The following is a 26,284-nucleotide window of genomic DNA, read 5'->3' on the forward strand; positions in this document are numbered from 1 at the left end:
CCGGGCATGCTCTTTTTCCACCTTTCCTGCGCGACTCCCTCCCGGGAGGATGGCAGGTGGCGCGGCACCACCTCAGCGAAGCCTTGTTATAGTCCAATGCTCGCAGGGGAACTCTATACCGGGATTTTCGGGAACGCAACAAGAAAAAAACACTGTTTTCCTTCGAGGCGCACCGGATCCACGGAACTTTCCCCCACGCTGGCGGCCAGCGAGCCCTCCCGGCTGGCCGGCCGCCGCTGCCGGCTGGCCGACGCGAGTCGACCGAATACAGCCCAGGCAGCGATGAGCGGGTGTATGATGCCCTGCGAATATGACGGTGGCAAGTCAAGGCGGGACGAGGACAGGGCTATCGCAGTTGACTGTCGCGAGGGGCGCCGGGGGATCAGCCCCGAGCCATGCGGCTATCTGCGATAGCCCTGGGGACGAGGGGCGGCGGGGGTCAGCGGTCGTTGTGCTTGGCCAGCAGGGCGGAGAGCTTCTCTTCCAGGGTGGCGGGCGCCTGGGCGGCCGACGCCTCGGGGCCCGCCCGACCGGGCTTCTTGGGCGGGGAGGCGTCGCCGGGGGCCTGCCGCCCCTCGGCCCGTGCCGGGTGCCGCTGGGGCTTGGCCCGGGGCTTGCGACGATTGGCCTGCAACTGCTCGAGCTTCTTGCGGGCGTGTTCGGCGGCCTCGGCGTCGACACGGCCGGCGGCCTGGCCGTCGAGGTCGATGCGCTCGGCGTCCTCGCGCACCGACTTGAGGTAACGCGGCAGGTTGACGTAGCAGGCGAGCGCCCGGCGCACCAGCTTCTCCGGCCAGGGCTCCCGGGCGGCGAGCTCCTCGTGGATACCGACCTTGAGCGGTCGGGTATGCCCCTTGAAGAAGGTCGAAGCGTAGCGCTGGTACCACTCGGCGAGCAGCGCCTGGGGCGACGGCGCCTCGCCGATGGGCAGGTCGCTCTGGGGACTGCGTGCCGGCTCGCCCGCCGCCGCTTCGGCCGCGGCCGGCTGGCCGGGGCCCGGCTCGTGCGGCGCGTCGGGCATCGTGCGGGCCGCTCCCCTGGGGCGGTGGCCGATCAGCGCCGACAGCCCCTGGGCGCGGCGCGCCGGCATCGCAAAGCCGCCGCCCGGTTCGCCCGCGACGAGCTTGTCGTGCAGGTGGCGATTGTGCTCCTCCAGCTCGCGGTTCTGCTCGTCGAGCTCGCGGTTTTCTTCCACCAGCTCGCGGCGCTCCTCGAGCAGCTCCTGGCGGTTCGCCTCCAGCTCGGCGAGACGGCGCTCGAGTTCGTCGCAGCGCTGCACCACGCCACGCTGGCTGGCCAGGGCCTCCTCGGCCCGAGCGACCAGCTCGGCATTGTGCGCCTCGAGCTCGCTGCGGCGGCGTTCCAGCTCGGCCAGGCGGGCCTGCATGGCCGACTGCTGCACGCGGGCCTCGTGCAGGGCAGCCAGCAAGGTCTCGGCACGGTTCTCCAGTGCCGCCAGCAGACGGTATGAGCGTTCCTCGATCAAACCCTGACCCTCCAGGCAAACTCGTCGTCACTCGGTATGGCGCATTCAGCTGTAAGTCTGTGCCAGATGGCGGGCCATGACAAATGTCGTTGAATGGCGACCATAGGGTATGCCGTCGCCGCGTCGACACCGCCTATCGGCGGCGGTAGTGCACGAAGCTGTAGGCCGGCTGGCCGTCGGCGGGCTCGCCGGGCACCCGCTGCACCTCTTCCCAATCGGCCATGTCCAGCTCGGGAAAGCGGGCGTCGCCCTCCACCTCGATATCGACCTCGGTGAGATAGAGCCGCGAGGCCAGCGGCAGCGCCTGGGCGTAGAGCTGGGCACCGCCCATCACCATGATCTCCTCACTGGCATCGATGGTGGCCTGCTGGTCGGCCAGGGCCAGGGCGGAGGCGAGATCATGGCAGACCCGCACGCCCTCGGGGTGGAAGTCGGGGTCGCGGGTCACCACGATATTCAGGCGTCCGGGCAGCGGGCGGCCGATCGACTCGAAGGTCCTGCGCCCCATCACCAGCGGCTTGGCCTGGGTCATGCGCTTGAAGAACTTGAGGTCCTCCGGCAGGTACCAGGGCAGCTGGTTGTCCACGCCGATCACCCGGTTGCGGGCCAGGGCGGCGATCATCGCGATGGGAACCAGGGTCTCGTCGGTCATACGGCCACCTCGGCCTTGATATGGGGATGCGCCGCGTAGTCCTCGATGGCGATATCCTCGAAGCGGAAGGCGAAGAGATCGCGCACCGCGGGGTTGAGCCGGAGCCGCGGCGGCGCCAGGGGCGTGCGGGAGAGCTGCAGCTCGGCCTGCTCCAGATGATTCAGGTAGAGGTGCGCATCGCCCAGGGTGTGGACGAAGTCGCCGGGCTCGAGCCCGCTGACCCGAGCGATCATCGCGGTCAGCAGTGCGTAGCTGGCGATGTTGAAGGGCACGCCGAGGAAGATGTCGGCACTGCGCTGGTAGAGCTGGCAGGAGAGCCGCCCCTCGGCCACGTAGAACTGGAACAGGCAGTGGCACGGCGGCAGCGCCATCTCGTCGACCAGCGCCGGGTTCCAGGCCGAGACGATCAGCCGCCGCGAGCGCGGATTCGCGCGGATCTGCTCCAGCAGCCTGGCGATCTGGTCGACGTGGCCGCCGCGCGGGTCGGGCCAGCTGCGCCACTGGTAGCCGTACACCGGGCCGAGATCGCCGTTCTCGTCGGCCCATTCGTCCCAGATGCGCACCCCGTGCTCCCTGAGGTAGGCGATGTTGGTGTCGCCGCGCAAGAACCACAGCAGCTCATGGATGATCGAGCGCAGGTGCAGCTTCTTGGTGGTCACCAGCGGGAAGCCCCGCGAGAGGTCGAAGCGCATCTGGTGGCCGAACAGCGAGCGCGTGCCGACCCCGGTGCGGTCGTCGCGCTCCACTCCGTGCTCGAGCACGGCGCGCATCAGGTCGAGATAGGGCTGTTCGAGGGCGAGCGGCGTCTGGTCGGTCACGGCGTTCATCTGGGCTGATAAGTGGGTCAGTTATTCTACAGGCTGGAAGCTGGAAGCTGGAAGCTGGAAGCTGGAAGCTGGAAGCCAGCGTCTCGCCACCAAGGCCCGGAGAACGGGTTTTTCTTCCAGCTTCCAGCTTATTGGCTTATCGCTCCCCGTCAGGGGATCGGCTGGCGGCGCGACCAGAGGATCAGCAGGAGGCCGAAGGCGATCATCGGCAGGGTGAGCAGCATGCCCATGGTCACCCAGCCGAAGGCGATGAAGCCGATATGGGCATCGGGCAGGCGCACGAACTCCACCGCGAAGCGGAACACGCCGTAGAGCAGCAGGAAGAGCCCGGAGACCAGGCCGCGGCGCTGCGGCCGGGCCGAGACCCACCACAGCACCGCGAAGAGCACCGCGCCTTCCAGCAAGGCCTCGTACAGCGCCGAGGGGTGGCGCGGCTCGGGGCCCATGCCGGGAAACGGCATGCCCCAGGGCAACTCGGTCACCCGGCCGGGCAGCTCGCGGTTGATGAAGTTGCCGATGCGCCCGGCGCCGAGGCCGATCGGCACCAGCGGCGCCACGAAGTCGGTGAGGGTGAAGAAGGCCAGCCGCTTCTTCCGGGCGAACCAGAGCGCCGCCAGCAGCACCCCGGCCAGGCCGCCGTGGAAGCTCATGCCCCCGTCCCAGACCCGGAAGATCCACAGCGGGTCGGCCAGCCACTGGCCCATGCCGTAGAAGAGCGCATAGCCCAGCCGGCCGCCCAGCACCACGCCCAGGGCGGCGTAGAACAGCAGGTCACCGACGTCGTCATGGGTCAGGCCGATGCGGGCGGCCCGCCGCCTGCCCAGCCACCAGCCGGCGACGAAGCCGATCACGTACATCAGGCCGTACCAGTGGACCTGGAGCGGTCCCAGGGAGATGGCCACGGGATCGATGTCGGGATAGCTGAGCATGGATGTCCTCTGGAGCTGGAAGCCGTAAGCCGTAAGCCGTAAGCCGTAAGCCGTAAGCCGTAAGCCGTAAGCCGTAAGCCGTAAGCCGTAAGCCGTAAGCCGCGACACTACCACCCGGAGTGCCATAGGCAATGGTTTTTCTTATAGCTTAAAGCTTATGACTTACAGCTATAAAAGAAATCTCAGCCCACCAGTGCCAGTGGGGCGACGAAGGCAGGACGCGGGGCATGGGTCGGGTCACGAGCACACTCACGACGGCTCGCGCTCCTCCCGGGTATCAGGCAGCCACCGCCGCACCATATCGATCAACGCCTGGGGGCGATAGGGCTTGGCCAGATAGTCGTCCATGCCTGCCTCGCGGAAGCGGCGCCGGTCGGCGTCGCTGGCATTGGCGGTCAGTGCCACCAGGACGCTGCGCCGGCCATCGGCCCGGGCGGCCTCCTGCTCGCGCCAGCGCAGGCTGGTCTCCACCCCATCGATCTCGGGCATGAAGATATCCATCAGCACCAGGTCGAAGGACGCGCGAGCGAGCCACTCCAGTGCCTGCGCCCCGGAGGTGGCGGTCTCCACCGCCAGCCCCTGCCCCTCCAGCACCTGCTGGGCCAGCATCAGGTTGACCGGCCCGTCATCGACGATCAGCACCCGAACGGTCCGGCTACGCTGTGCCCTCGCGTCCTGCGCCGGGGGCTCGCCGGCCAGATTGGCCAGCAGCAACGAAATGTCGGCCAGCCGCTCGCGCAGCTCCAGCACGGCCGAACGGCCGGCGCCGTCGCGCCGGGCCGAAGCGGCATCCTGGTCCAGCACCTCGCCCAGGGAGGCCATCAGCGGTTTCATCTCCCGTCGCAGGTGGCTCAGGTAGCCGGACTTGAGCCGCGACTCCTCCCGGGCCCGTTGCCGCCCGACCAGCAGTTGGTCGAGGCGCCGCTCCCGGTGCTCGAGGTCGTCGAGCAGCACCAGTGCATGCCCGCGGTCGTCCTCCAGGCGGACCTGCAACCAGCGGGATGACGGGCTCCTGGCCCCCTGGGGACGCACCACGAGCCGTTCGCCATCGCTCTGCGACTCGTCGACGGGCAGCAGCTGGCTCACCACCAGCCCGCGCAACCCGCCCTGCTCCAGCAACTCCTCCATGGCCGCATTGGCGACCAGCACCCGGCCTCGGGTGGCCAGCAACGCCGGCCGGCTGCTGGCCGCCAGCATCCTCTCGAGGTGCGGGGCCCTGGCCTGCTCATCGAGCAGCGCGGCCATGCCATCGAGCAGTCGCGACAGGCGCCGTGCCGGATCGCGCTCCGTCGAGGCGCCTTCCGGCAAGGCTTCCGGGGCCAGCAGGTCCGGGCGGGACGCCGTCAGGTGCCGCTCGCCGGTGGCCAGCTGCTCGTCGAGGGCCGTCTCGCAGGTTGCCAGGCGCTGACGCAGCAGGGTCAGGAAGACGAGCACGTTCATGCTGCTGCCCAGCAGCAAGGCCAGCATCAGCCAGAAGGTGGTACTCCAGGAGGCATGGGACGGCATCATCCACCACAGCAGCACGCCGACGATCAGACAGAGTGCCACCAGGACACCCTGGGCCAGCAGCACGGGCCAGAGGATGGGTCGGATCAGTCGTGACCAGAGGCGTTCCTTGCTTGATTCGACTCGCATTGTCTTCCCGGGAACAGGTGCGATGATGCCACGAGTGTACGCCGCCGGCTTGCCCCTGTCATGACGCCGGCGATCTTGCTCGACAGGCTTCCCCTCGGCGCACCGGGACGCTAAGCTGCCGCCATGTGCCTGATTGCCTTCGACCATCGCCCCGGCAGCGCCTGCCCGCTGCGCCTGGTGGCCAACCGTGACGAGTTTCACGCCCGCCCCGCCGCGCCGCTGGCCACCTGGAGCGATGCCCCCCACATCATCGGGGGACGCGACCTGGAGGCCGGGGGCACCTGGCTGGCCGTGCATCGCCGCGGCCGCTTCGCCGCCGTCACCAATGTGCGCGACCCGCGCCTCAAGGTGCCATCCGGCGCCCCCAGCCGCGGGGCCTTGGTCCGCGCGGCCCTGGAATGCGACGACCTGCCGGCCTGGCTCGACCGGCTTGCCTCGGGCGAGGGCCACCATTATGCGGGCTTCAACCTGCTGGCCGGCGACGGCGAGCGGCTCTGGCATCTGCACCGCGGCCTCGACGGCCTCACGCTGCAGGCGGTGCCGCCTGGCCTGCACGGGCTCTCCAACGCCAGCCTCGATACCCCCTGGCCCAAGCTGATTGCCGCTCGCCAGGGGGTCGCCGCCAGCGTGCGCCACGGCCACTGGCCGGACGACGCCCTGGCGGCCCTGGGCGACCCGCACCCCGCCGATGACGACCAGTTGCCGGAGACCGGCGTGGGGCTCGAGCTGGAGCGCCGCCTCTCCTCCCCCTTCATCGTCGGGCAGGACTACGGTACTCGCGCCATGAGCTGGCTCGCCTGGCACGCCGACGGGCGGATAGAAATCGGCGAGCGGCGCTTCGGCCCCGGGGGCGTGGCGCTGGGAGAGAACGAGCTGCGGGTCTCGACGAGCCGGAAGGCGTAAGCTCGAAGCTCGAAGCTCGAAGCTCGAAGCTCGAAGCTCGAAGCTCGAAGCTCGAAGCTCGAAGCAGCCTGGATTTCCCGCCCAAGGTGTCAAGCCCTTTCTTTCCAGCTTCAGGCTTACGGCTTCAAGCTCCGGGCAAAGCCCGGTCAATCCCTCGGCGGCAGCAGGTGTGCCAGCTGCCACTCGCCCAGTTGCGCGCTCAGGTGGCGACGCACCGCCGCGGGGGTGTCCAGGCACAGGGTCTCCTCGACCAGCTGGCGAGCGGCCTTCAGGGATACCCGGCGAATGGCGGCCCGCACCCGGGGCAGGCTCGGGGCGTTCATCGACAGCGAGTTGAAGCCCATGCCCATCAGCAGCAGGGCCCCGGCCGGGTCGCCGGCCAGCTCGCCGCACACCGAGATCGGCATCCGCAGCGCGGCCGACTCCGTGGCCAGTCGTGCCATGGCCGACAGCACGGCGGGATGGCAGGCATCATAGAGTTCGGCAACCCGTGGATTGTTGCGATCCACCGCCAGCAGGTACTGGGTCAGATCGTTGCTGCCCACCGAGAAGAAGTCGACGCGCTCGGCCAGGGCGTCGAGCTGGTAGAGCGTCGCCGGCACCTCCAGCATCACCCCCACCCTGGGCCGGTTGACCTCGACCCCCTCCTCGCCCAGCTCGATGATGGCCCGATCGAGCAGCTTCAGGGCGTCGTCGACCTCGTCGACATTGGTCACCATCGGCAGCAGCACCTGAAGGTTGTCGAGCCCCACGGAGGCGCGCAGCATGGCACGCAGCTGCACCATCAGCACCTCGGGGTGGTCCAGGGTGACGCGGATGCCGCGCCAGCCGAGGAAGGGATTGGCCTCCTCGATGGGAAAATAGGGCAGGTCCTTGTCGCCGCCGATATCCAGGGTGCGCATCACCACCGGCAAGGGCGCGAAGCTCTCGAGCTGCTTGCGGTAGAGCCGGGTCTGCTCCTGCTCGCCGGGGAAGCGCTCGGTGATCATGAACGGCACCTCGGTGCGATAGAGCCCCACCCCGCTGATGCGGTTCTTCAGCGACGCCGCGGCCTCCACCGCCAGGCCGGTATTGACCATCAGCGGCATGTCGTAGTCGTCCGGCGTGCGGCTCGGCAGATCCTGCTCGTGCTCAAGCACCTCGGCCAGGGCCCGCTCCTCGTCGATCAGGCTCTGGTAATGGCTTTCCAGCTCGGCCGAGGGGCGCACGAAGAGCCGCCCCCGGTGGCCATCCAGCACCACCCGGGCGCCCCCCAGCCGCGACAGCGGCAGGTCGACCATGCCGAGCACCGTGGGAAGGCCCATGGCCCGGGCGATGATCGCCACGTGGGAGGTGCTCGAGCCGCGCACCGAGACCAGCCCGGCCAGCTTGTCTCGCGGCACCTCGCCGAGCATTGCCACGCTGATCTCGTCACCCACCAGGATGGTACTGTCCGGATAGACGTCGGGGGTCTGGGGCGTCTCCTCCTGGAGGTGGGCCAGCACCCGGCGCCCGAGATCGCGCACATCGGCGGCCCGCTCACGGAGATAGTCGTCATCGACCCGCTCGAGGTACTGCACGTGACGTCGCACCACGTCGGCCAGTGCGCCGGGGGCCCACTGCCCCTCGCGGATACGCTTCACCACCTCCTGGGAGAGCGCCGCCTCGCCCAGCATCTGCTGGTAGACCTCGAACAGCGCCAGCTCCTGGGCCGAGATGCGGCTGGCCAGGCGCTCCCCGGCGGAGCGGATCTCCTCGCGCACCCGGTCGATGGCCTCCCGGAGCCGGGTGATCTCGTAGTCGACGTCGGCGGGTATCAGGTCCGGCACGCTGTTCAGGTCGGCGGGCGGGGCGATCACCACCACCTCGCCGATGGCCATCCCCGGCGAGGCGGCCACCCCGGTGAACATGGCCTGGCCATCGAGGCTCGGCCGGGTGAAGCTGCCGGTGGCCAGGGCGTGGGCCAACACCCCGGCCAGCTGTGCCGCCATGGTGACCAGGAAGGCCTCGTCCTCCTCGTCGTAGCGGCGCTTCTCGGCCTGCTGCACGACCAGCACGCCGAGCGTGCGGCGCTGGTGGATGATCGGCACCCCGAGGAAGCTGGAATAGCGCTCCTCACCGGTGGCCTCGAAGTAGCGGAAGTGCGGATGCGCCTGGGCATCCTCCAGGTTGAGCGGCTCCTCGCGGCTCGCCACCAGGCCCACCAGCCCCTCGCCCTGTGGCAGGGTCACCTGTCCCACCGCCTGGGTGCGCAGGCCGATGGTCTCCATCAGCACCAGTTGGCCGAGTTCGGCATCATGAAGATAGAAGGAACAGACATCGGTATGCATCGCCTTGCGGATGCGGCGCACCATGGTGGACAGGGCCACGTCCAGGTTGCGAGCCCCGTTGACCTCCTGGATGATGCGGCGCAAAACCTCGAGCATTGGCGTCCTGGTGTCCATTCGTTGTTCTCTCTTGCCTCGCCGGGAGTTCACTGACCCTGTCAGACCCGGCCGCCGCCACGGTGTTCCTAACCGTGGCCGAGAGCCAGCCGTTGGGCCCGCGGGGATAGCTCCCGCAGGGCACGCCGGTAGACTTCTCTCTTGAAGGGTACCACCTGCCCCAGGGGGTACCAGTAACTGACCCAGCGCCAGCCGTCGAATTCCGGCTTGGGGGAGCCATCCATGCAGATCCGGTTCTCCTGGCAGCGAATCCGCAGCAGGAACCACTTCTGCTTCTGGCCGATGCAGACCGGCCGTGAGTTGGTGCGAATCATGCGTCGCGGCAGGCGGTAGCGCAGCCAGCCCCGGGTGCAGGCAAGGACCTCGACGTCATCGGCGGTGAGGCCGATTTCCTCGTACAGCTCGCGAAAAAGTGCCTGTTGCGGTGTCTCGTTCGCCTTGATGCCTCCCTGGGGAAACTGCCACGCATTCTGCCCTACCCGACGCGCCCAAAGCAGCTGCCCCTGTTCGTTGGCGATGATGATGCCAACATTGGGGCGAAAGCCGTCAGCGTCGATCACGGGCTTCACCTTATGAATCCACAATTGGAACCATTCTTCCACAAGGCCACGAAGCGCATCAATACACTCTGCGTCGCATGCCGACGGCTCGCAGCCGAGGAGCGGTTCTGCCATAATCGCCAGCCTTCGCATCTGACCCCATACCGACTTGTTGATAATCAATGAGGAGTTGCCGTGAGCCTGGCCATCTTCGACCTGGACAATACGCTGCTGTCGATCGACAGCGACCATGCCTGGGGCGAGTTCCTGCTGGAGCAGGGCGCCGTGGATCCGGTGGCCTACCGGGAAGCCAATGATCGCTTCCTGGCCGACTACGAGGCCGGGACCCTGGACATCCACGCCTTCCTCGAGGTGGCCCTGAAGCCCCTGGCGGAGCACAGCCCCGAGCAGCTCGCCGCCTGGCACCAGCAGTTCATGGCCAGCAAGATCGAGCCGCACATCCTGCCCAGGGGCGAGGAGCTGGTGGCACGCCACCGTGCCCGCGGCGACATCCTGTTGATCATCACCGCCACCAATCGCTTCATCACCGGCCCCATCGCCGAACGCCTGGGAGTGGACAACCTTATCGCCGTGGAGCCGGAGATCGTCGACGGCCGCTACACCGGCAAGGTGAGCGGCACCCCCAGCTATCGGGAAGGCAAGGTCGAGCGCCTGGAGGCCTGGCTGGCCGACAAGGAGCTGACCCTGGACGACGCCTGGTTCTACAGCGACTCCCACAACGACCTGGCGCTACTCGAGCTGGTGGAGCACCCGGTGGCGGTGGATCCGGACCCCACCCTGCGCGAGGTGGCCGAGCGGAAGGGCTGGAAGATCATCAGCCTGCGGGATTGATCCGGGCTTCGCCCGGATCAGAGCTGGAAGCTGGAAGCTGGAAGCTGGAAGCTGGAAGCTGGAAGCTGGAAGTCAGAACATAAACCAAGACGCATAAAGAAACCCCGCTCAGGTGAATCCTGGCGGGGTTTCTTTCTTCCAGCTTCAAGCTTAAGGCTTAAAGCTTACCCAAGCAGGTGCTCGACGGCGGCACGCTCCTGGCGCAGCTCGTCTTCGGTGGCCTTCATCTTCTGCTTGCTGAAGTCGTCGAGCTCGAGGCCCTGGACGATCTCGTAGGCACCGTTCTGGCACACCACCGGGTAGGAGTAGATGATGCCCGGCTCGATGCCGTAACTGCCGTCGGCCGGGATCGCCATGCTGACGATGCCGTTGCTGCCCAGCGCCCAGTCACGCATGTGGTCGATCGCCGAGGAGGCGGCGGAAGCGGCAGAGGAGGCCCCGCGCGCCTTGATGATGGCGGCGCCGCGCTGCTGCACGTCGGGGATGAAGGTGTTCTCGTACCAGTCGCGCTCGACCAGTTCGGCGGCGGGGGTACCGGCCACCTTGCAGTGGGCGATGTCGGGATACTGGGTGGCGCTGTGGTTGCCCCAGATGATCATGCCTTCCACGTCGGTGACGTGCTTGCCGGTCTTCTGGGCCAGCTGGGTCAGGGCGCGATTGTGGTCCAGGCGGGTCATGGCGGTGAACTGGCCCGGGTCCAGGTCCGGCGCGTTGCAGGAGGCGATCAGGGCGTTGGTGTTGGCCGGGTTGCCCACCACCAGGACCTTGACGTCGCGGCTGGCGTTGTCGTTGAGCGCCTTGCCCTGGACGGAGAAGATCGCCGCATTGGCTTCCAGCAGGTCCTTGCGCTCCATGCCCGGGCCGCGCGGACGGGCACCGACCAGCAGGGCGTAGTCGGCATCCTTGAAGGCGACGTTGGCGTCGTCGGTGGCGACGATGTCCTGCACCAGCGGGAAGGCGCAGTCGTTGAGCTCCATCACCACGCCGTTGAGGGCCTCCAGTGCCGGGGTGATCTCGAGCAGTTGCAGGATGACCGGCTGGTCCTTGCCCAGCATGTCGCCGGAGGCGATGCGGAAGGCCAGCGAGTAGCTGATGTTGCCTGCGGCACCGGTGATGGCAATACGGACGGGGTCTTTCATGGTGGCTCCTTGGGTTGTCAACGCGCGGGTTGTCGCCATGCGAATGAGCCGGGCGGAGCGGTGCCCGCCCGGGATTCGAACCGCCAAGATGGTATGCCTGCAGTACCTAAAACTCAATTCGACCTGCGACTAGGAGGCCCCTGCGCCAAGGCGTGTCCCCGACTCGAGACACCCTCGCCGCCACTGCGCTATCCTGTGTCGATTGCCCGCGCCCTCGCCCCCGAACATCGTGCCGAACCAGGGAAGGTCCGAATGTCTCGCCCTCGCCCCCCGCTTTCCGTGCTGCTGGCCATCGGCCTGGTGCTGGTGCTGCTGCTGTGGCTCGCCCTGGGCGACTTCGAGCGGTTCCGCGACACCGCGCCCCTCGCCGGCGAGGCCGAGGTCTCCGAACCGCCGCGCGTCGAAGTGGTGGAGCGCCTGGCCGAGGACCATGCGCCGCGACTCGTGGTGCAGGGCCAGCTCGAGGCCCATCGCGAGCTGGAGCTGCGCGCGCGCCAGGCCGGGCGGGTGTCGACCCTGCCCGTGGCCCTGGGCAGCCGGGTGGCGCGTGGCGAGGTGCTGCTCGAGATCGCCAGGGACGAGCTGCCCGAGCGGCTCGAGCAGGCCGAGGCGGAGCTCGCCCTGGCCAGGGCGGAGCTGGCCGGGGCCGATGAGCTGCGCCGACGCGACCTGATCTCCAACATCGACTACCTGCGCCTGCACAGCGGCGCCGCCCGAGCCGTGGCCGAGCTGGCCGCGCTGCGCCGCCAGCTCGACGAGACTCGCCCCGCCGCCCCTTTCGACGGCGTTCTCGACCGCCTCGACGTGGAGCCCGGCGACCTGCTGCAGGTCGGCGAAAGCTGGGGCCGCCTGGTGGACGACAGTCGCCTGGTCGCCAGCGGCCGGGTCCCGCAGCGTGAGGCCCAGGGCCTCACGCCGGGCCTGGACGCCGAGCTGCGCCCGCTCGACGGCTCGCGACTCACCGGGGAACTGACCCATGTGGCCAGCCGCGCCGACGAGAGCACCCGCAGCTTCCGCATCGAGGTGGCTGCGGACAATCCCGCACGGCGCCGCCTGGCCGGCGCCAGCGCCAGCCTGATCGTCACCCTGCCGGTGCGCCGGGTCCACCGCCTCTCGCTGGCCCTGCTCGAGCTCGACGAGGCGGGCCGGCTAGCGGTCAAGCACCTGGACGACGACGACCGCGTGCGGCGCGACCGTGTCGAGCTGATCGACGCCGACGCCGGTGAGGCCCGGGTGGCCGGCCTGCCCGAGCGGGTGCGCTTGATCACCCTGGGCGGCGGCTTCGTCGCTCCCGGCGACCGGGTCACGGCGGTTCCCGCCGAGACCATGCCGGAGCCGGCGAACGCCCTCTCGGGACCGGAGCCGCCCTGACATGCGCTCCCTGATCGAGGCGGCGCTGGATCGCTGGCGCACCACCCTGCTGCTGCTGGTCGCGCTGCTGCTCGCCGGCCTGGCGGCCTGGCAGGCGGTGCCCAAGGAGGCCAACCCCGACGTCCCCATCCCGCTGATCTACGTCTCCATGACCCTGGAGGGAGTGAGCCCGGAAGACGGCGAGCGCCTGCTGATACGGCCCATGGAGCAGGAGCTGCGCGGCATCGAGGGGGTACGCAAGGTGACCTCCCAGTCCAGCGAGGGCCACGCCTCGGTGATGCTGGAGTTCGATGCCGGCTTCGACCCCGACCAGGCCCTCACCGATGTGCGCGAGCAGGTCGATATCGCCAGGAGCGAGCTGCCAAGCGAGGCCGACGAGCCGCGGGTGAGGGAGATCAACGTGGCGCTCTTCCCGGTGCTCTCGATCGGCCTCTCCGGCCCCCTGGAGCAGACTCGGCAACTGGCCCTGGCCCGCCGGCTCGAGGAGGAGCTCGAGGGCATCGCCGAGGTGCTCGAGGTCGACATCGGCGGCGAACGCGAGGACCTGCTGGAGATCGTCGTCGCCCCCCTGGTGCTCGACAGCTACGGCGTCGACTTCGACACCCTGTTCAACCAGGTCAGCCGCAATAACCGCCTGGTGGCGGCGGGCAGCCTGGACACCGGTGCCGGCCGCGTGGCGCTCAAGGTGCCCGGGGTGATCGAGCGCCTCGAGGACGTGATGGCCATGCCGGTGAAGGTCGACGGCGACCGGGTGGTGACCTTCGGCGACGTGGCCTGGATCCACCCCACCTTCAAGGATCCCGAGGGCTTCGCGCGCATCGACGATCAGCCGGCACTGGTGCTGGAAATTACCAAGCGCACCGGGGCCAATCTCATCGCCACCATCGCCCGGGTGCGCGAGCGGCTCGAGCAGGGCCCGGACCTGCTCCCCGAGGCACTGGAGATCACCACCATCATGGACCAGTCCACGCTGGTCGAGCAGTTGCTCGATGAGCTGCTCAACAACGTGCTGACCGCGGTGGTCCTGGTACTGATCGTGATCCTGGCCGCCATCGGCGTGCGCAACGCGCTGATGGTGGGCCTGACCATCCCCGGCGCCTTCCTCACCGGCATCCTGCTTATCTGGGCCATTGGCTACACCCTCAACATCGTGGTGCTGTTCGCGCTGATCCTGGTGGCGGGCATGCTGGTGGACGGTGCCATCGTGGTCAGCGAGCTGGCCGACCGCCACCTGCGCCAGGGCCAGGTACCGCGCGAGGCCTGGGTCAACGCCGCCGCGCGCATGAGCTGGCCGGTGATCGCCTCCACCGCCACCACTCTGGCGGTCTTCGTGCCGCTGCTGTTCTGGCCCGGCGTGGTGGGCGAGTTCATGAAGTACCTGCCGACCACGGTGATCCTCTCCCTGCTCGCCTCGCTGGCCATGGCCCTGGTGTTCCTGCCCACCCTGGGCGGCGTCTTCGGCGCCCGCGCCTCGCGGACGGTAAGCGCCGAGGAGATGGTCACCCTGGGCGGGCGCCTCTACCGCGGCCTGCTGGCCCGGCTGCTGACCAGGCCCGGTTGGACCCTGCTCGGCGCCCTGCTGCTGATGGGACTGATCTACACCGCCTATGCCCGCTTCAATCACGGTGTCGAGTTCTTCCCCAGCGTCGAGCCCGACAGCGCCCAGGTGCTGGTGCGCTCCCGCGGCGACTTCTCGGCAATCGAGAAGGATGCGGTGGTGCGCCGTGTGGAGGCTCGACTGGCCGGCATGAGCGAGGTCGAGGCGATCTACGCCCGCTCCTTCGCGACCCCCGACGAGCAGATCGGCAGCGACGTCATCGGCGTGCTGCAGTTCCAACTGATCGACTGGCAGCAGCGTCGCCCGGCCAGCGCGATACTGGCCGACATGGCCGGGCGCACCGCCGACCTGCCGGGCATCCGGCTGGAGTTCCGCGAGCAGGAGGCGGGCCCCGGGGCGGGCAAGCCCATCGTGCTGGAGGTGAGTAGCCACGACGATGCCCTGATCGACCGCACCGTGGACGAGCTGCGCCGGCGGATGATCGAGCTGGGCGGCTTCCGCGACATCGAGGACAACCGTAGCCTGCCCGGGGTGGAATGGCGGGTGATGGTGGACCGCAAGGCCGCGGCGCGCTTCGGCACCGACGTGGCCACGGTGGGCAGCGCCGTGCAGCTGATCACCACCGGTCTGCAGGTGGCCAGCTATCGTCCCGCCGGGATCAACGACGAGGTGGACATCCGGGTGCGCCTGCCCGAGGGCCACCGTTCGCTGGACCAGCTCGGGCGGCTGACCCTGAACACCGTCCGGGGGCAGGTGCCGATCTCCCACTTCGTGACCCTGGAGCCGGCGCCCAAGGTGGGCACCCTGCACCGCATCGACGGGCGCCGGGCGATCACCCTGGAGGCCGACGTGGAGGAGGGCTACCGACCCGACGAGCGGCTGCATGCCCTGCTCGAGGCCGCCGGCCCGGCCCGCGAGGGAGTGATCGTCAACGTGGCCGGCGAGCGGGAGGAGCAGGAGGAGGCGAGCCGCTTCCTGATCACCGCCTTCCTGGTGGCCGTGGCGCTGATGGCGCTGATCCTGGTCACTCAGTTCAACAGCTTCTACCAGGCGGCGCTGGTGCTCTCGGCCATCGTCTTCTCCACCGCCGGGGTGCTGCTGGGCCTGCTGGTCAACGCCCAGCCCTTCGGCATCGTCATGGTGGGCATGGGCATCATCGCCCTGGCCGGCATCGTGGTGAACAACAACATCATACTGATCGACACCTACAACCAGCTGCGTGGCGAGGGGCTCGCTCCCGCAGAAGCGGCGCTGGAGGCCGGGGGGCTGCGCCTGCGCCCGGTGCTGCTCACCGCCGTCACCACGGTGCTGGGGCTGATGCCCATGGTGCTCGAGGTCAACGTCAACCTCTTCGCCCCGAGCCTGGGGCTGGGCGCCCCCTCGACCCAGTGGTGGACCCAGCTCTCCAGCGCCATCGCCGGCGGCCTGACCTTCGCCACCGGGCTGACGCTGCTGCTCACCCCCTGCATGCTGGTGCTGGGGGCGAAGCACAGGAAGGAAAGCGTGTAGGAGAGGCTATGGCGGCCACTGCGGGGGCGCCTGCCGGCGCCGATCGGCAGAGCCAAGTTCCTGCATGGCAGGCATCTGCTCGCCCTGGAGGAGTTCTTACAGGGCAGGCATCGATCACCCTGTGGGAAGCCACGCTCTGCGGCGCTGGCGGTCATCTGTCAGGCGGGCGCCAGCAGCAGGGTCGGTGTCGGTGGGCACCGCACTTTCAGACCCGGGTCTGCGCCCTGGCCTCTTCACGGGCGGCATCGGGGGCATGGGCCGCATGCAGGCGGGCGATCAGTTGATCCTCCAGCATGAAGCGCTCGGTGAGCCCCTTGACCAGGCGATCGATCCAGGCCGGGAGTCGCGCCAGGTTCTGCTGGCAGCGCATCGGGCTCTCGTAGTCGGCATCGAAGGCGAGAACCAGCTCGGTGGACATCTCCAGGCGCTCCAGCAGCCGGTCGGCGATTCCCAGTGCCTCGTCGTCGTCGAAGGCCCTGGCCTCTTCACGCAACTGGGGGTAGATCTCGAAATGGCCGGCACTGATGTAGTCCATCAATAGCTCGCTGAAGGCGTCGATGCGCGACTTGCTCACCGCTTCCAGCTCGGCATCGCAGGCTTCCTTGAGTTCGAGGAAGTTGACCAGCAGTTCGCGACGCTCGTCGAGCCAGCGGTCGATCAGGTCGTGCACGCCACCCCAGCGCTCAAGCGCGGTCTTGCAGTCTTCCAGCATGGGGCCTCCCTTGCTCGATGATGCCGATGACGTCATCCGCCCGGCCGTCGAGTCCACAGACTCACCCCTGCCGGGGCCGCTGTCAATCCCGTTGCTCGAGGAGATCCGCCTGCCGGCCGGTTCTCTCTAACGCAGGGCTCACGTTCGGGTGTCACTCATGCCCGATCGTCGCGAGAAATACGGATTTCGAGTCGAATTTATCGATCCGATGCCGTTGTCATAGCAACCTTGTCATGGCGACTCGACCGGCGCATCCGCCCGCTGCCGTTCCCGAAAGGCGGTGAGCAGCAGCCCCAGCGAGGCCAGCGCCAGCACCAGGAAACCGATCAGGGTCCAGCCGGGCAGCGAGATGCCGAGCAGCAGGAAGTCGATCTCGGCACACTCGCCGGAGCCCGAGAGCACCATGGACACCACGTCGCGCAGCGGCAGGATATCCATCATGTAGTCGAGCCCGGGACCGCAGCTGGGCACCTCGTCGGCGGGCAGCGACTGCAGCCAGAGATGGCGCCAGGCCACGGTGATGCCGCCGGCCACCGCGGCCAGCGACAGCCCCCCGTAGAGGCCGGCGCCGAGCCGGCCCCCGGGGTTGTGGATGGCGGCGACGCCGAACACCGTGGCGGCGGACAACACCGCCACCCGCTGGAAGATGCACAGGGGGCAGGGCTCGAGCCCGCCGAGGTGCTCCAGCCCCAGGGCCACGGCCATCATCAGCACACAGAAGGCGAGCCCCGCCAGGCTCCACTGGCGAACGGAGAGATGAGAGAGTACTTGGGTCACGAGGCGTCCTCGTTGCTCAGCCGGGACTTACGGGCACGGGTGAAGTAGTGGGCCAGGAAGTCGTCGAAGCCCTCGACGTCGGCGGCCTCGATATCGCTCTGCTGCTGGTGAGAGGTCTCGACCAGCTGATCGAACAGCGCCTGGCGGGCGGGGTCCAGGGGCTCCTCGCGCAGCCGCTCGCCCTGCCCCCGGGCGATCGCCAGCATGGCGTCGCTGAACTCCTCGCCGCGCTCGCGCAGGCGGTCGAGCAGCATGCCGGACGGGGTCAGCGACGGGTCGTCGAGTCGCGGCCGCATGGCGGCCACCGCCTCGCGATGGGGGCGGCCCTCCTCCAGCAGGTCGAGCAGGTCGGCGACCTGGCCGACCTCGCCGAGGATCTCGTCCCCCCAGTCGGCGATCGAGCGCTGCCGGCCATGGTGGGTCAGGCGCAGCTCGGGGTCGCGGCCGCGCTCGACGACCAGCCGACGGTTATCGTCGAGGCGGTCGCACTCCTCGTCGGGGATCCAGGGGCTCTCGGAGAGCAGGCACCACATCAGGAAGGCATCGAGGAAGTGGATCTGTGCCTCGTCGATGCCCAGGGTCAGCAGCGGATTGAGGTCGAGGCAGCGCACCTCGATGTACTCCACCCCGCGGGCCTCCAGGGCCTGGCTGGGGGTCTCGTCATGGCGTGCCACCCGCTTGGGGCGGATGTCGCTGTAGTACTCGTTCTCGATCTGCAGGATGTTGGCATTGAGCTGGCGCCACTCGCCGTTCTCGTGCACGCCCAGGGCCTGGTAGGCCGGCCAGGGGGTGGAGATCGCATGGCGCAGGGTATTGACATAGTTGGCGAGCGAGTTGAAACAGATCTTCAGCTGGGCCTGGACCTTGTTCTGGTAACCCAGGTCGGACATGCGCAGGCTGGTGGCATGAGGCGAGACCAGGGTCTCGTCACCCTGGGCCTCGAACCTGTCGGGCACCTCGCCGCCGGCCAGGAAGCTGCGGTCCAGGGCCGGCGAGGCACCGAACAGGTAGAGCAGCAGCCAGCTGTGGCGACGGAAGTTGCGGATCAGCCCGAAGTAGCGCGCCGAGCGGTAGTCGTTCATCGGCGTGCCACCGGCGCCATCGAGCTCGCGCAGCTGCTGCCAGAGGTCGTCGGGCAGCGAGACATTGTAGTGCACCCCGGCGATCGCCTGCATGATCCGTCCATAGCGCACGTCGAGTCCCTTGCGGTAGACGTGCTTCATGGTGCCCACGTTGGAGTCGCCATAGTCGGCGATGGTCACGCTGTCGTTGCCGTCGAGCCTGGCCGGCATGCTGGCCGGCCAGATCAGTTCGCTGCCCAGGTGACGATAGCTGAAACGATGCAGGTCGGCGAGAAACGCCATGGCGTCGCCAGGGCGGCTAAAGACCGGGGTGATGTACTCCAGCAGCGCCTCGGAATAGTCGGTGGTGATGTGCGGATGGGTGAGCTTGGACCCCAGGGCGGCCGGGTGTGGCGTGGACGCGATGCGCCCCGCCTCGTCGACGCGCAACCCCTCCTTTTCGATGCCGCGGCGCAGGCGACCGATCAGCCCCCGTCGGGCGGGTTCCTTGAGACGCTCGATGAGGGTAGCGAGTGTGTCGGACAAGAGAATACACCCCATGTCGTGGAAGCCGGCCGGAGGGGCGCGCTTCACGGTTCGCAATCGTTGCGGGTGCCCGACGGCCTGCCGGGCACCCATGAAACGTCAGATTATGGTGCCGACAGGCGGCGATTCAAGGTTAGCCTGCTTCGAATCTCGGGCTTCGGGCTTCGGCGAACTATCGAGAGCGGCTTCGGGCATCGGGCAGCAGTGTTGCTCGTGGCTCGTGGCTCGTGGCTCGTGGCTCGTCACGCTAGCGCTTGCGCTTGGCCTTGAGCAGCGCCGCCCCCAGGGCGCCCACCTGACCGGCCGGCTCCGCCGGCTGCCCTCCCTTGCGCGACGCCTTGCCCTGGCCGCGACGGCGCTCGTCGCCATCGCCGCGGCGCGGCTTGCCACCATCCAGCTCGCCGGGCTGGTCGTCGAGGCGCATGGAGAGCCCGATGCGTGCACGCTCCAGGTCCACGCTCATCACCTTGACCTTGACGATGTCACCGGCCTTGACCACCGAGCGGGGGTCCTCGACGAACCTCTCGGAGAGCGCCGAGATATGCACCAGGCCATCCTGGTGGACGCCGATGTCGACGAAGGCGCCGAAGTGGGTGACGTTGGTGACACTGCCCTCGAGCATCATGCCCGGCTCGAGGTCCTTGAGCGTCTCGACGCCCTCGCGGAACTCGGCGGCCTTGAACTCGGGGCGCGGGTCGCGGCCCGGCTTGTCGAGCTCGGCGAGGATATCGCTGACGGTGGGCACGCCGAAGCGCTCGTCGGCGAAATCGGCGGGCTTGACCGCCTTGAGGGCGGCGCTGTCGCCGATCAGGCCGGCGAGCTCCCGGCCGTTGTGCTTGGCGATGCGCTCCACCAGCGGGTAGGCCTCGGGGTGCACGGCGCTGGCATCCAGCGGATTGTCGCCGTTCATGATGCGCAGAAAACCCGCGCACTGCTCGAAGGTCCGGGGCCCCAGCCGGCTCACCTCGAGCAGCTGCTTGCGGCTGGTGAAGGCGCCCTCGGCGTTGCGCCGGGCGACGATGTTCTCGGCCAGGCCCGGGTTGAGGCCGGCGACCCGCGAGAGCAGCGCGCTCGAGGCCATGTTGAGATCCACCCCCACGGCGTTGACGCAGTCCTCGATCACCGCCTCCAGGCTGCGCGACAACTGCAGCTGGGAGACATCGTGCTGGTACTGGCCCACGCCGATCGACTTGGGCTCGATCTTGACCAGTTCGGCCAGCGGATCCTGCAGGCGGCGGGCGATGGAGACCGCTCCACGGATGGTGACGTCGAGGTCGGGCAGCTCCCGGGAGGCGTACTCCGAGGCGGAGTAGACCGAGGCGCCGGCCTCGCTGACCATCACTTTCGAGAGCGCGCGCCGGCCGGCGAAGGCCTTGACCAGGTCGCCGGCGAGCCGGTCGGTCTCGCGGCTGGCGGTGCCGTTGCCCACTGCGATCAGCGCCACGTCGTGCCGTTCCACCAGCCTGGCCAGCTCGGCCAGGGAGGCGTCCCAGGCGTTGCGGGGTGCATGGGGATAGATGGTGGCATGCTCGAGGAACTGGCCGGTGGCATCGACCACCGCCACCTTGCAGCCGGTGCGCAGGCCGGGGTCGATGGCCAGGGTCGCCCGGGGCCCGGCCGGGGCGGCCAGCAGCAGGTCCTTGAGGTTGGCGGCGAAGACCCCGATCGCCTCCTGCTCGGCGCGCTCGCGCAACCGACCCAGCAGCTCGGTCTCGAGGTGCGTGTAGAGCTTGACCCGCCAGGTCCAGCGCACCACGTCGGCGAGCCACTTGTCGGCGGCGCGGCCCTGGTCGCGGATATCGAAGTGCCTGGCGATGGCCACCTGGGCCGGATGGATCGGGGCCTCCTCCTCGCCGGGCAGGCGGATGGCCAGGGTCAGCACGCCCTCGTTGCGGCCGCGGAACATCGCCAGCGCCCGGTGCGACGGGGCCTTGGCGAGCTTCTCGTCGTGCTCGAAGTAGTCGGAGAACTTAGCGCCCTCGCGCTCCTTGCCACCGATGACCCGAGCGCTGAGCTCGCCCTCGTCCCACAGCCGCTCGCGCAGCCGGCCCACCAGCTCGGCGTCCTCGGCGAAGCGCTCCATCAAGATCTGGCGGGCGCCGTCGAGTGCCGCCTTGGCGTCCTCGACGGCCGGGGTGTCGCCCTCCGCCGGGCGCAGGTAGTTCGCGGCCTCGGTCCCGGGGTCGAGGGTCGGGTCGGCCAGCAAGGCATCGGCCAGCGGCTCGAGGCCTGCCTCGCGGGCGATCTGCGCCTTGGTGCGCCGCTTCTTCTTGTAGGGCAGGTAGAGGTCTTCGAGGCGCTGCTTGGTGTCAGCGGCCCGGATCAGGCCGGCGAGCTCGTCGGTGAGCTTGCCCTGCTCGTCGATGGCGGCGAGCACGGCGACCCGGCGCTCCTCCAGCTCGCGCAGGTAGCCCAGGCGCTCGTGGAGGGTGCGCAACTGGGTGTCGTCGAGGCTCCCGGTGACTTCCTTGCGGTAGCGGGCGATGAAGGGCACGGTGGCCCCGCCGTCGAGCAGTTCCACGGTGGCCGTGACCTGCTGCGGGCGAACGGCGAGCTCCTCGGCGAGGCGCGTGATGATGCGGTTGGTGGCGTCCATGTAACCCCTTCGCTGATGCACGAGAACGAATCGCGACAAGGTACCACAAGCCCGGCTGCGCCGGGAGCCGTAAGCTGGAAGCTTAAGGCTTCAGCCCGGCTATGCCGGGCTGAAACGCAAGGCCAGGCCGTTGTTGCACCAGCGCAGGCCGGTGGGCTCGGGGCCATCTTCGAACACGTGGCCCTGATGGCCGCCGCAGCGGGCACAGTGGTACTCGGTGCGCGGGAAGACCAGAAAGTAGTCGACGCTGGTGAGCAGGTGCCCCTCGACGTGCTCGAAGAAGCTCGGCCAGCCGGTGCCGGAGTCGTATTTCATGGCACTGGTGAACAGCAGCAGGTCGCAGCCGGCGCAGCGGTACTCCCCGTCCCCCCACTCCTTGTCCAGCGGGCTGGAGAAGGGTGGCTCGGTGCCCTCCTCTCGCAGGATCTCGTACTGTTCGGGGGTCAGCCGCTCACGCCACTCGGCGTCGCTGAGCTCCAGCGGCTCGACGCCGGGGGCGGCGCTGAGCTCCAGCTTGGGACGCGCGCCGGCCAGACCCGGCACCAGCCCGGCCAGACCGCCCGCCCCCAGCATTCCCAGGAAATGGCGTCGTTGCATGACAAGCCTCCCGCGTTGGGTATCGCCGTTTCTCCCTATCCCTACGCCTCGACAGGCAAGGCAATCCGGATGCATGAAGAAAACGGGGGAAGGGCGCGTGCCCTTCCCCCGTTCAGACCGCCGGCGACACCGGCGGTTCGCTGTCGAACATCACCTCAGATCAGGCTGGGCCCGGCCTTGACGATGGCCTCGTTGACGCCGTCGAACTTCTTGAAGTTGTCGACGAACTTGGCGGCCAGCTCGTTCAGCTGGCGGTCGTAGGCGGCCTTGTCTGCCCAGGTCTCGCGCGGGTCGAGCAGGCGGGAGTCGACGCCCGGCACGGACACCGGCACCTCGAGGTTCAGGCCGTCGATGTGCCGGGTCTCGATGTCGCGCAACACGCCGGACTGGATGGCGCTGATGATGGCGCGGGTGGTCGGGATCGAGAAGCGCGCGCCCCCCTCACCGTAGGCACCGCCGGTCCAGCCGGTGTTGACCAGGTAGACCTGGGCGTCCCTGGCCGCCACGCGCTTGACCAGCAGATCGGCGTATTCGCGCGCCGGGCGCGGGAAGAAGGGCGCCCCGAAGCAGGTGGAGAAGGTCGCCTCGAGACCGGCGGAGGAGCCCATCTCGGTGGAGCCGACCTTGGCGGTGTAGCCGGAGAGGAAGTGGTAGGCCGCGGCTTCCTTGGAGAGCACCGAGACCGGCGGCAGCACGCCGGACATGTCGCAGGTCAGGAAGATGATGGCGTTGGGCTCGCCGGCGCGGTTCTCGGGCACGCGCTTGTCGACGTGCTCCAGCGGATAGGCGGCACGCGAGTTCTGGGTCAGGCTGTCGTCGGTGTAGTCGGGCTCGCGGCGATCATCGAGGACCACGTTCTCGAGCACGGCACCGAACCTGATCGCCTTCCAGATCACCGGCTCGTTCTTCTCGGAGAGGTCGATGCACTTGGCGTAGCAGCCGCCCTCGATGTTGAAGACGGTGCCCGGCCCCCAGGCGTGCTCGTCGTCGCCGATCAAAAAGCGCGCCGGGTCGGCGGAAAGGGTGGTCTTGCCGGTGCCGGAGAGGCCGAAGAACAGGGTGGTCTCGCCGTCCTCGCCGACGTTGGCGGAGCAGTGCATGGGCAGGACGTCGGAGGCCGGCAGCAGGAAGTTCTGTACCGAGAACATCGCCTTCTTCATCTCGCCGGCGTAGCGCATGCCGGCGATCAGCACCTTCTTCTGGGCGAAATTGAGGATCACGCAGCCGTCGCTGTTGGTGCCGTCACGGGCCGGGTCGCACTCGAAGAAGGGAGCGTTGAGGATGGTCCACGCCTCCTTGGCGGAGGGGTTGAACGCCTCGGGGCGCACGAACATGGTGCGACCGAAGAGGTTGTGCCAGGCCGTCTCGGTGGTCACCCGCACCGGGAGGTAGTGAACCGGGTCGCTGCCCACGTGCAGTTCGGAAACGAAACGCTCGCCGCCGTTCAGGTGCGTCTCGACGCGCGCCCAGAGGGCGTCGAACTTGCCGCTGTCGAAGGGACGGTTGACGCTGCCCCAGTCGATCTGCGCACTGGTGGACGGCTCGTCGACGATGAAGCGGTCCTTGGGCGAGCGGCCGGTGCGCACACCGGTGTTCACCACCAGGGCACCGTTGGCAGCCAGGCGGCCTTCGCCACGGGTCACGGCACGCTCGATCAGCTCGGCGCTGCTGAGGTTGACGTGGGCCTGGGCGGTGGCGGCCTGCTGCACACTGGCAGCCTGGGAAGCGGCTTGGGTCGTGGTCATGTCGATTCCTGGGCCTTGCGGCCGGTTCTCTCTCGTTTGCCGGGCGTCGATGACGCATCGGGTGTCGTGCCACCGATCGCCGGGTGCGGGTATTCCCGTCTCGTTGTGGCGGCGATCGTGCCGATGAAAAGCGGCGCCATTATGGCAAAAAGAGGGCCGGCGGGAAACGCCGCTCTTGGCCGAACTTAATGTAGTTTTACTACTACATCGAAGCCGTTCGCTACAAAATCGATTGTGCCATGCAGCATTGCCCTGCCGGCTCTCACCGCCGCCGACAACCGCCACGTCAATGCAGGGTGGGCGGCGAGCCATCCGGCGAGGCGAGCAGCGCCTCGATCTCGGCGGCCGGGAAGTGGTAGCGGGTATGGCAGAAGTGGCACTGGGTGTCGATGCTGCCCTGCTCGGCCAACACCTCGCGCAGCTCCTGCTCGCCCAGGGTCAGCAGCGTGGAGGCGATGCGTTCGCGGGAACAGGTGCAGCCGAAGTGCAGCGCCCTGGGGTCGAAGACCCGCACGGTCTCCTCGTGATAGAGGCGGCGCAGCACCTCGAGCGGCTCGAGCCCCAGCAGTTCGTCGCTTTTCAGGGTCGCGGCGAGCTGCTGGGTGCGCTCCCAGGCATCGGCGTCCCGGTTCATCGACTCGTCGGGCAGGCGTTGCAGCAGCAGGCCACCGGCACGGGCCCCGTCGGCGGTGAGCCACAGCCGGGTCGGCAACTGCTCCGACTGGGTGAAGTAGTCCTCCAGGCAGCTGGCCAGGCTGTCCCGGTCGAGCGCCACCACGCCCTGATAGCGGTGCCCTTCCGTCGGATCGATGGTGATCATGATCTGCCCCTGGCCGAGCAGCTCGCGAAAGCCGGTGTCGTCACCGGGGATCGGCCGGTCCTCGGCCAGGCGGGCGATGGCGCGCAGCTCGCCGCCGGGGTTGGACTCGGCCATCAGCAGCGCGAGGGTCCCCTGGCCGCGCACCTCGATGCTCAGGGTGCCGTCGAGCTTGACCATATCGGTGAGCAGGGCCACGGCGGCCAGCAGCTCGCCGAGCAGGCGGTTGACCACCGGGGGATAGTCGTGGCGCTCGAGCACCTCGGCGTAGGCCCGCTCGAGGGTGACGATCTCGCCGCGCACATTGGTGTTGTCGAAGAGGAAACGCTGGATCTGGTCGGTCATGAATCTCTCTGTCTAGTCGTCGTCCTGCCGACGCTGGAAGCGCTGGATCTCGCGGCGCTGCTTCTTGTCGGGGCGCTTGAGGGGATGCTGCATGGCCTGGTTGGTCAGGCGGCGGGCCTCGGCCTCGCGTTCGCGGCGCGCGACGCTCTCCGGCGTCTCGCGGTAGAGCTCGCGGGCCTCGGGTGCGCCGCGGCGCTGGTCGGAGAGCGCCACCACTTCGACCTCCAGGATGTCCCAGCCCTGGGGCACGCGGACCAGGGCGCCGATCTCGACGCTCTTGCTGGTCTTGGCGCGGGTGCCGTTGTAGTGCACCTTGCCGCCCTCGATGGCCTTCTTGGCGAGCGCCCGGGTCTTGAAGAAGCGGGCCGCCCACAGCCACTTGTCGAGCCGCACGCTATCCATGGCCACTCCCCTCTTCTGCCGTCGGCGGGAGGTTGCCGGGCAGGATGGCGGCGAAGCGGTCCAGGGCGATGAACTCCTCGAGGTCCTTCTCGGGGCGGGTGCTGTCGGGCCGCTTGATGCCCAGCAGGTAGCGAATGCCGAACTCGCGGGCGCTCTCCAGCACCGAGGGGTTGTCGTCGATGAACAGGGTGCGGCTCGGATCGAAGGGCTCGACCTCCTGCAGCGCGAACCAGAACCCCTGCTCCTCCTTGGGCACGCCGAGGTCGGCCGAGGAGACGATGGCGTCGAGATAGGCCTCGAGTCCGGTGAGCGGCAGCTTGAGCTCGAGGCTCTCGCGGTCGGCATTGGTGGCCAGCACCACCCGGGGGTGGGCCCGCCTGAGCCACTTGAGGAAGTCCAGGGCATCGCCGCGCAGACCGATCAAGTGCTGTATCTCGCGCTTGAGGGCGACGATGTCGACATCGAGCTCGCGGCTCCAGTAGGCCAGGCTGTACCAGTTCAGGGTGCCCTTCTCGTGGAGGACCCGCGAGCGCACTTCCTCCTGGGTGGCCTCGTCCAGGCGGTGCAGTTCCACATAGCGCCGAGGCAGGTGCTCCAGCCAGAAGTGACTGTCGAAGTGCAGGTCCAGCAGTGTGCCGTCCATGTCCAGCAGGACGGTGTCGATGGCGCGCCAGTCGATCATCGCGGCTCCGGATGGCGTCGGTGGTGGCGAAAGGCATGATATTGTACCCAATCGATGCCGACGGCGCATTCCACCCACTCGACGACCCAGGGCAATCGCCGTTACCCAAAGCGAGAGGCGCCGGGGACAGGTCGAAGAGGGGGTCCGATTCCAGGGGTGAGGCGGAATCAGAAGAACATCC

21 protein-coding genes are annotated in these 26,284 nt (G+C 68.5%); 4 read left to right on the forward strand and 17 right to left on the reverse strand.

The window, feature by feature from the left end; all coding sequences use genetic code 11:
• Window positions 1-439: 439 nt before the first annotated feature.
• From CR157_RS22935 to CR157_RS03645, 5 genes are all read right to left on the reverse strand, one after another.
• Complete coding sequence (locus tag CR157_RS22935) at window positions 440-1,486, reverse strand: ProQ/FINO family protein (RefSeq protein WP_258364053.1); 1,047 nt, start codon at window positions 1,484-1,486, stop codon at window positions 440-442.
• Between the two features lie 133 nt (window positions 1,487-1,619).
• Complete coding sequence (locus tag CR157_RS03630; RefSeq protein WP_110282158.1) at window positions 1,620-2,138, reverse strand: dihydrofolate reductase; 519 nt, start codon at window positions 2,136-2,138, stop codon at window positions 1,620-1,622.
• On the reverse strand, window positions 2,135-2,965 hold the full coding sequence (locus tag CR157_RS03635; protein ID WP_110282159.1) for a thymidylate synthase: 831 nt from the start codon (window positions 2,963-2,965) through the stop codon (window positions 2,135-2,137). The genes CR157_RS03630 and CR157_RS03635 overlap by 4 nt, the downstream gene beginning before the upstream one ends.
• A 149-nt stretch (window positions 2,966-3,114) precedes the next feature.
• Window positions 3,115-3,894: a prolipoprotein diacylglyceryl transferase gene (gene lgt, locus CR157_RS03640; RefSeq protein ID WP_110282160.1), complete on the reverse strand. Its 780-nt coding sequence runs from the start codon at window positions 3,892-3,894 to the stop codon at window positions 3,115-3,117.
• Window positions 3,895-4,143: 249 nt separating this feature from the next.
• Window positions 4,144-5,529: a response regulator gene (locus CR157_RS03645; protein WP_110282161.1), complete on the reverse strand. Its 1,386-nt coding sequence runs from the start codon at window positions 5,527-5,529 to the stop codon at window positions 4,144-4,146.
• A gap of 123 nt (window positions 5,530-5,652) precedes the next feature.
• On the opposite strand from CR157_RS03645, the gene CR157_RS03650 reads away from it, so the two are divergent.
• Window positions 5,653-6,432, forward strand: a complete 780-nt coding sequence (locus tag CR157_RS03650) for an NRDE family protein (RefSeq protein WP_110282162.1) — start codon at window positions 5,653-5,655, stop codon at window positions 6,430-6,432.
• Between the two features lie 146 nt (window positions 6,433-6,578).
• Here the strand turns inward: CR157_RS03650 and ptsP are convergent, their stop codons facing one another.
• Both ptsP and CR157_RS03660 read right to left on the reverse strand, forming a co-directional pair.
• Window positions 6,579-8,837, reverse strand: a complete 2,259-nt coding sequence (gene ptsP, locus CR157_RS03655) for a phosphoenolpyruvate--protein phosphotransferase (RefSeq protein ID WP_110282163.1) — start codon at window positions 8,835-8,837, stop codon at window positions 6,579-6,581.
• Window positions 8,838-8,923: 86 nt separating this feature from the next.
• Window positions 8,924-9,415, reverse strand: coding sequence for an RNA pyrophosphohydrolase (locus CR157_RS03660; RefSeq protein WP_110282810.1), 492 nt, complete (start codon window positions 9,413-9,415; stop codon window positions 8,924-8,926).
• A 174-nt stretch (window positions 9,416-9,589) separates the two neighbouring features.
• On the opposite strand from CR157_RS03660, the gene CR157_RS03665 reads away from it, so the two are divergent.
• Complete coding sequence (locus tag CR157_RS03665) at window positions 9,590-10,246, forward strand: HAD family hydrolase (RefSeq protein WP_110282164.1); 657 nt, start codon at window positions 9,590-9,592, stop codon at window positions 10,244-10,246.
• Window positions 10,247-10,410: 164 nt separating this feature from the next.
• Here the strand turns inward: CR157_RS03665 and CR157_RS03670 are convergent, their stop codons facing one another.
• A complete protein-coding gene (locus tag CR157_RS03670; RefSeq protein WP_110282165.1) occupies window positions 10,411-11,385 on the reverse strand; it encodes a malate dehydrogenase in 975 nt (324 codons plus the stop codon).
• Window positions 11,386-11,637: 252 nt separating this feature from the next.
• Between CR157_RS03670 and CR157_RS03675 the strand changes: the two genes are divergently transcribed.
• Together CR157_RS03675 and CR157_RS03680 are read left to right on the forward strand one after the other, a co-directional pair.
• Window positions 11,638-12,756 (forward strand): efflux RND transporter periplasmic adaptor subunit, encoded by a 1,119-nt coding sequence (locus tag CR157_RS03675; protein ID WP_110282166.1) that lies wholly within the window; start codon window positions 11,638-11,640, stop codon window positions 12,754-12,756.
• Between the two features lies 1 nt (window position 12,757).
• Entirely contained in the window at window positions 12,758-15,823 is a 3,066-nt protein-coding gene (locus CR157_RS03680; RefSeq protein WP_110282167.1) for an efflux RND transporter permease subunit, read from the forward strand.
• A 205-nt stretch (window positions 15,824-16,028) separates the two neighbouring features.
• Here CR157_RS03680 and rsd read toward each other — a convergent pair whose 3' ends face one another.
• From rsd to yrfG, 9 genes are all read right to left on the reverse strand, one after another.
• On the reverse strand, window positions 16,029-16,535 hold the full coding sequence (rsd, locus tag CR157_RS03685) for a sigma D regulator (RefSeq protein ID WP_110282168.1): 507 nt from the start codon (window positions 16,533-16,535) through the stop codon (window positions 16,029-16,031).
• Window positions 16,536-16,766: 231 nt separating this feature from the next.
• A complete protein-coding gene (locus CR157_RS03690; RefSeq protein ID WP_258364054.1) occupies window positions 16,767-17,312 on the reverse strand; it encodes a disulfide bond formation protein B in 546 nt (181 codons plus the stop codon).
• On the reverse strand, window positions 17,309-18,934 hold the full coding sequence (gene gshA, locus CR157_RS03695) for a glutamate--cysteine ligase (protein ID WP_110282812.1): 1,626 nt from the start codon (window positions 18,932-18,934) through the stop codon (window positions 17,309-17,311). Before gshA ends, CR157_RS03690 begins: the two co-directional genes overlap by 4 nt.
• A gap of 232 nt (window positions 18,935-19,166) precedes the next feature.
• Window positions 19,167-21,515: a Tex family protein gene (locus tag CR157_RS03700; RefSeq protein ID WP_110282169.1), complete on the reverse strand. Its 2,349-nt coding sequence runs from the start codon at window positions 21,513-21,515 to the stop codon at window positions 19,167-19,169.
• 99 nt (window positions 21,516-21,614) lie between these two features.
• Window positions 21,615-22,112 carry a peptide-methionine (R)-S-oxide reductase MsrB gene (msrB, locus tag CR157_RS03705; RefSeq protein ID WP_110282170.1) on the reverse strand — a complete coding sequence of 166 codons (498 nt, stop codon included), beginning with the start codon at window positions 22,110-22,112 and terminating at the stop codon, window positions 21,615-21,617.
• Window positions 22,113-22,267: 155 nt separating this feature from the next.
• Entirely contained in the window at window positions 22,268-23,857 is a 1,590-nt protein-coding gene (locus CR157_RS03710; RefSeq protein WP_110282171.1) for a phosphoenolpyruvate carboxykinase, read from the reverse strand.
• Between the two features lie 286 nt (window positions 23,858-24,143).
• The gene (hslO, locus tag CR157_RS03715) at window positions 24,144-25,019 is read right to left on the reverse strand and encodes an Hsp33 family molecular chaperone HslO (RefSeq protein WP_110282172.1); all 876 of its coding nucleotides are present in this window, start codon (window positions 25,017-25,019) and stop codon (window positions 24,144-24,146) included.
• A gap of 12 nt (window positions 25,020-25,031) precedes the next feature.
• Entirely contained in the window at window positions 25,032-25,421 is a 390-nt protein-coding gene (gene hslR / locus CR157_RS03720) for a ribosome-associated heat shock protein Hsp15 (protein ID WP_110282173.1), read from the reverse strand.
• On the reverse strand, window positions 25,414-26,103 hold the full coding sequence (gene yrfG / locus CR157_RS03725; RefSeq protein WP_110282174.1) for a GMP/IMP nucleotidase: 690 nt from the start codon (window positions 26,101-26,103) through the stop codon (window positions 25,414-25,416). Before yrfG ends, hslR begins: the two co-directional genes overlap by 8 nt.
• Between the last annotated feature and the right edge of the window lie 181 nt (window positions 26,104-26,284).

It is taken from the genome of Halomonas sp. LBP4 (assembly GCF_003202205.1).
Taxonomy (GTDB): Bacteria; Pseudomonadota; Gammaproteobacteria; order Pseudomonadales; family Halomonadaceae; genus Halomonas; species Halomonas flagellata.

What these genes read in the sequence shown, in the direction of transcription:
- CR157_RS03630 (WP_110282158.1), bottom strand. Translation starts at nt 2,138, where the DNA reads ATGACCGACGAGACCCTGGTTCCCATCGCGATGATCGCCGCCCTGGCC.
- CR157_RS03635 (WP_110282159.1), bottom strand. Translation starts at nt 2,965, where the DNA reads ATGAACGCCGTGACCGACCAGACGCCGCTCGCCCTCGAACAGCCCTAT.
- lgt (WP_110282160.1), bottom strand. Translation starts at nt 3,894, where the DNA reads ATGCTCAGCTATCCCGACATCGATCCCGTGGCCATCTCCCTGGGACCG.
- CR157_RS03645 (WP_110282161.1), bottom strand. Translation starts at nt 5,529, where the DNA reads ATGCGAGTCGAATCAAGCAAGGAACGCCTCTGGTCACGACTGATCCGA.
- CR157_RS03650 (WP_110282162.1), top strand. Translation starts at nt 5,653, where the DNA reads ATGTGCCTGATTGCCTTCGACCATCGCCCCGGCAGCGCCTGCCCGCTG.
- ptsP (WP_110282163.1), bottom strand. Translation starts at nt 8,837, where the DNA reads ATGCTCGAGGTTTTGCGCCGCATCATCCAGGAGGTCAACGGGGCTCGC.
- CR157_RS03670 (WP_110282165.1), bottom strand. Translation starts at nt 11,385, where the DNA reads ATGAAAGACCCCGTCCGTATTGCCATCACCGGTGCCGCAGGCAACATC.
- CR157_RS03675 (WP_110282166.1), top strand. Translation starts at nt 11,638, where the DNA reads ATGTCTCGCCCTCGCCCCCCGCTTTCCGTGCTGCTGGCCATCGGCCTG.
- CR157_RS03680 (WP_110282167.1), top strand. Translation starts at nt 12,758, where the DNA reads ATGCGCTCCCTGATCGAGGCGGCGCTGGATCGCTGGCGCACCACCCTG.
- rsd (WP_110282168.1), bottom strand. Translation starts at nt 16,535, where the DNA reads ATGCTGGAAGACTGCAAGACCGCGCTTGAGCGCTGGGGTGGCGTGCAC.
- gshA (WP_110282812.1), bottom strand. Translation starts at nt 18,934, where the DNA reads ATGGGGTGTATTCTCTTGTCCGACACACTCGCTACCCTCATCGAGCGT.
- CR157_RS03700 (WP_110282169.1), bottom strand. Translation starts at nt 21,515, where the DNA reads ATGGACGCCACCAACCGCATCATCACGCGCCTCGCCGAGGAGCTCGCC.
- msrB (WP_110282170.1), bottom strand. Translation starts at nt 22,112, where the DNA reads ATGCAACGACGCCATTTCCTGGGAATGCTGGGGGCGGGCGGTCTGGCC.
- CR157_RS03710 (WP_110282171.1), bottom strand. Translation starts at nt 23,857, where the DNA reads ATGACCACGACCCAAGCCGCTTCCCAGGCTGCCAGTGTGCAGCAGGCC.
- hslO (WP_110282172.1), bottom strand. Translation starts at nt 25,019, where the DNA reads ATGACCGACCAGATCCAGCGTTTCCTCTTCGACAACACCAATGTGCGC.
- hslR (WP_110282173.1), bottom strand. Translation starts at nt 25,421, where the DNA reads ATGGATAGCGTGCGGCTCGACAAGTGGCTGTGGGCGGCCCGCTTCTTC.
- yrfG (WP_110282174.1), bottom strand. Translation starts at nt 26,103, where the DNA reads ATGATCGACTGGCGCGCCATCGACACCGTCCTGCTGGACATGGACGGC.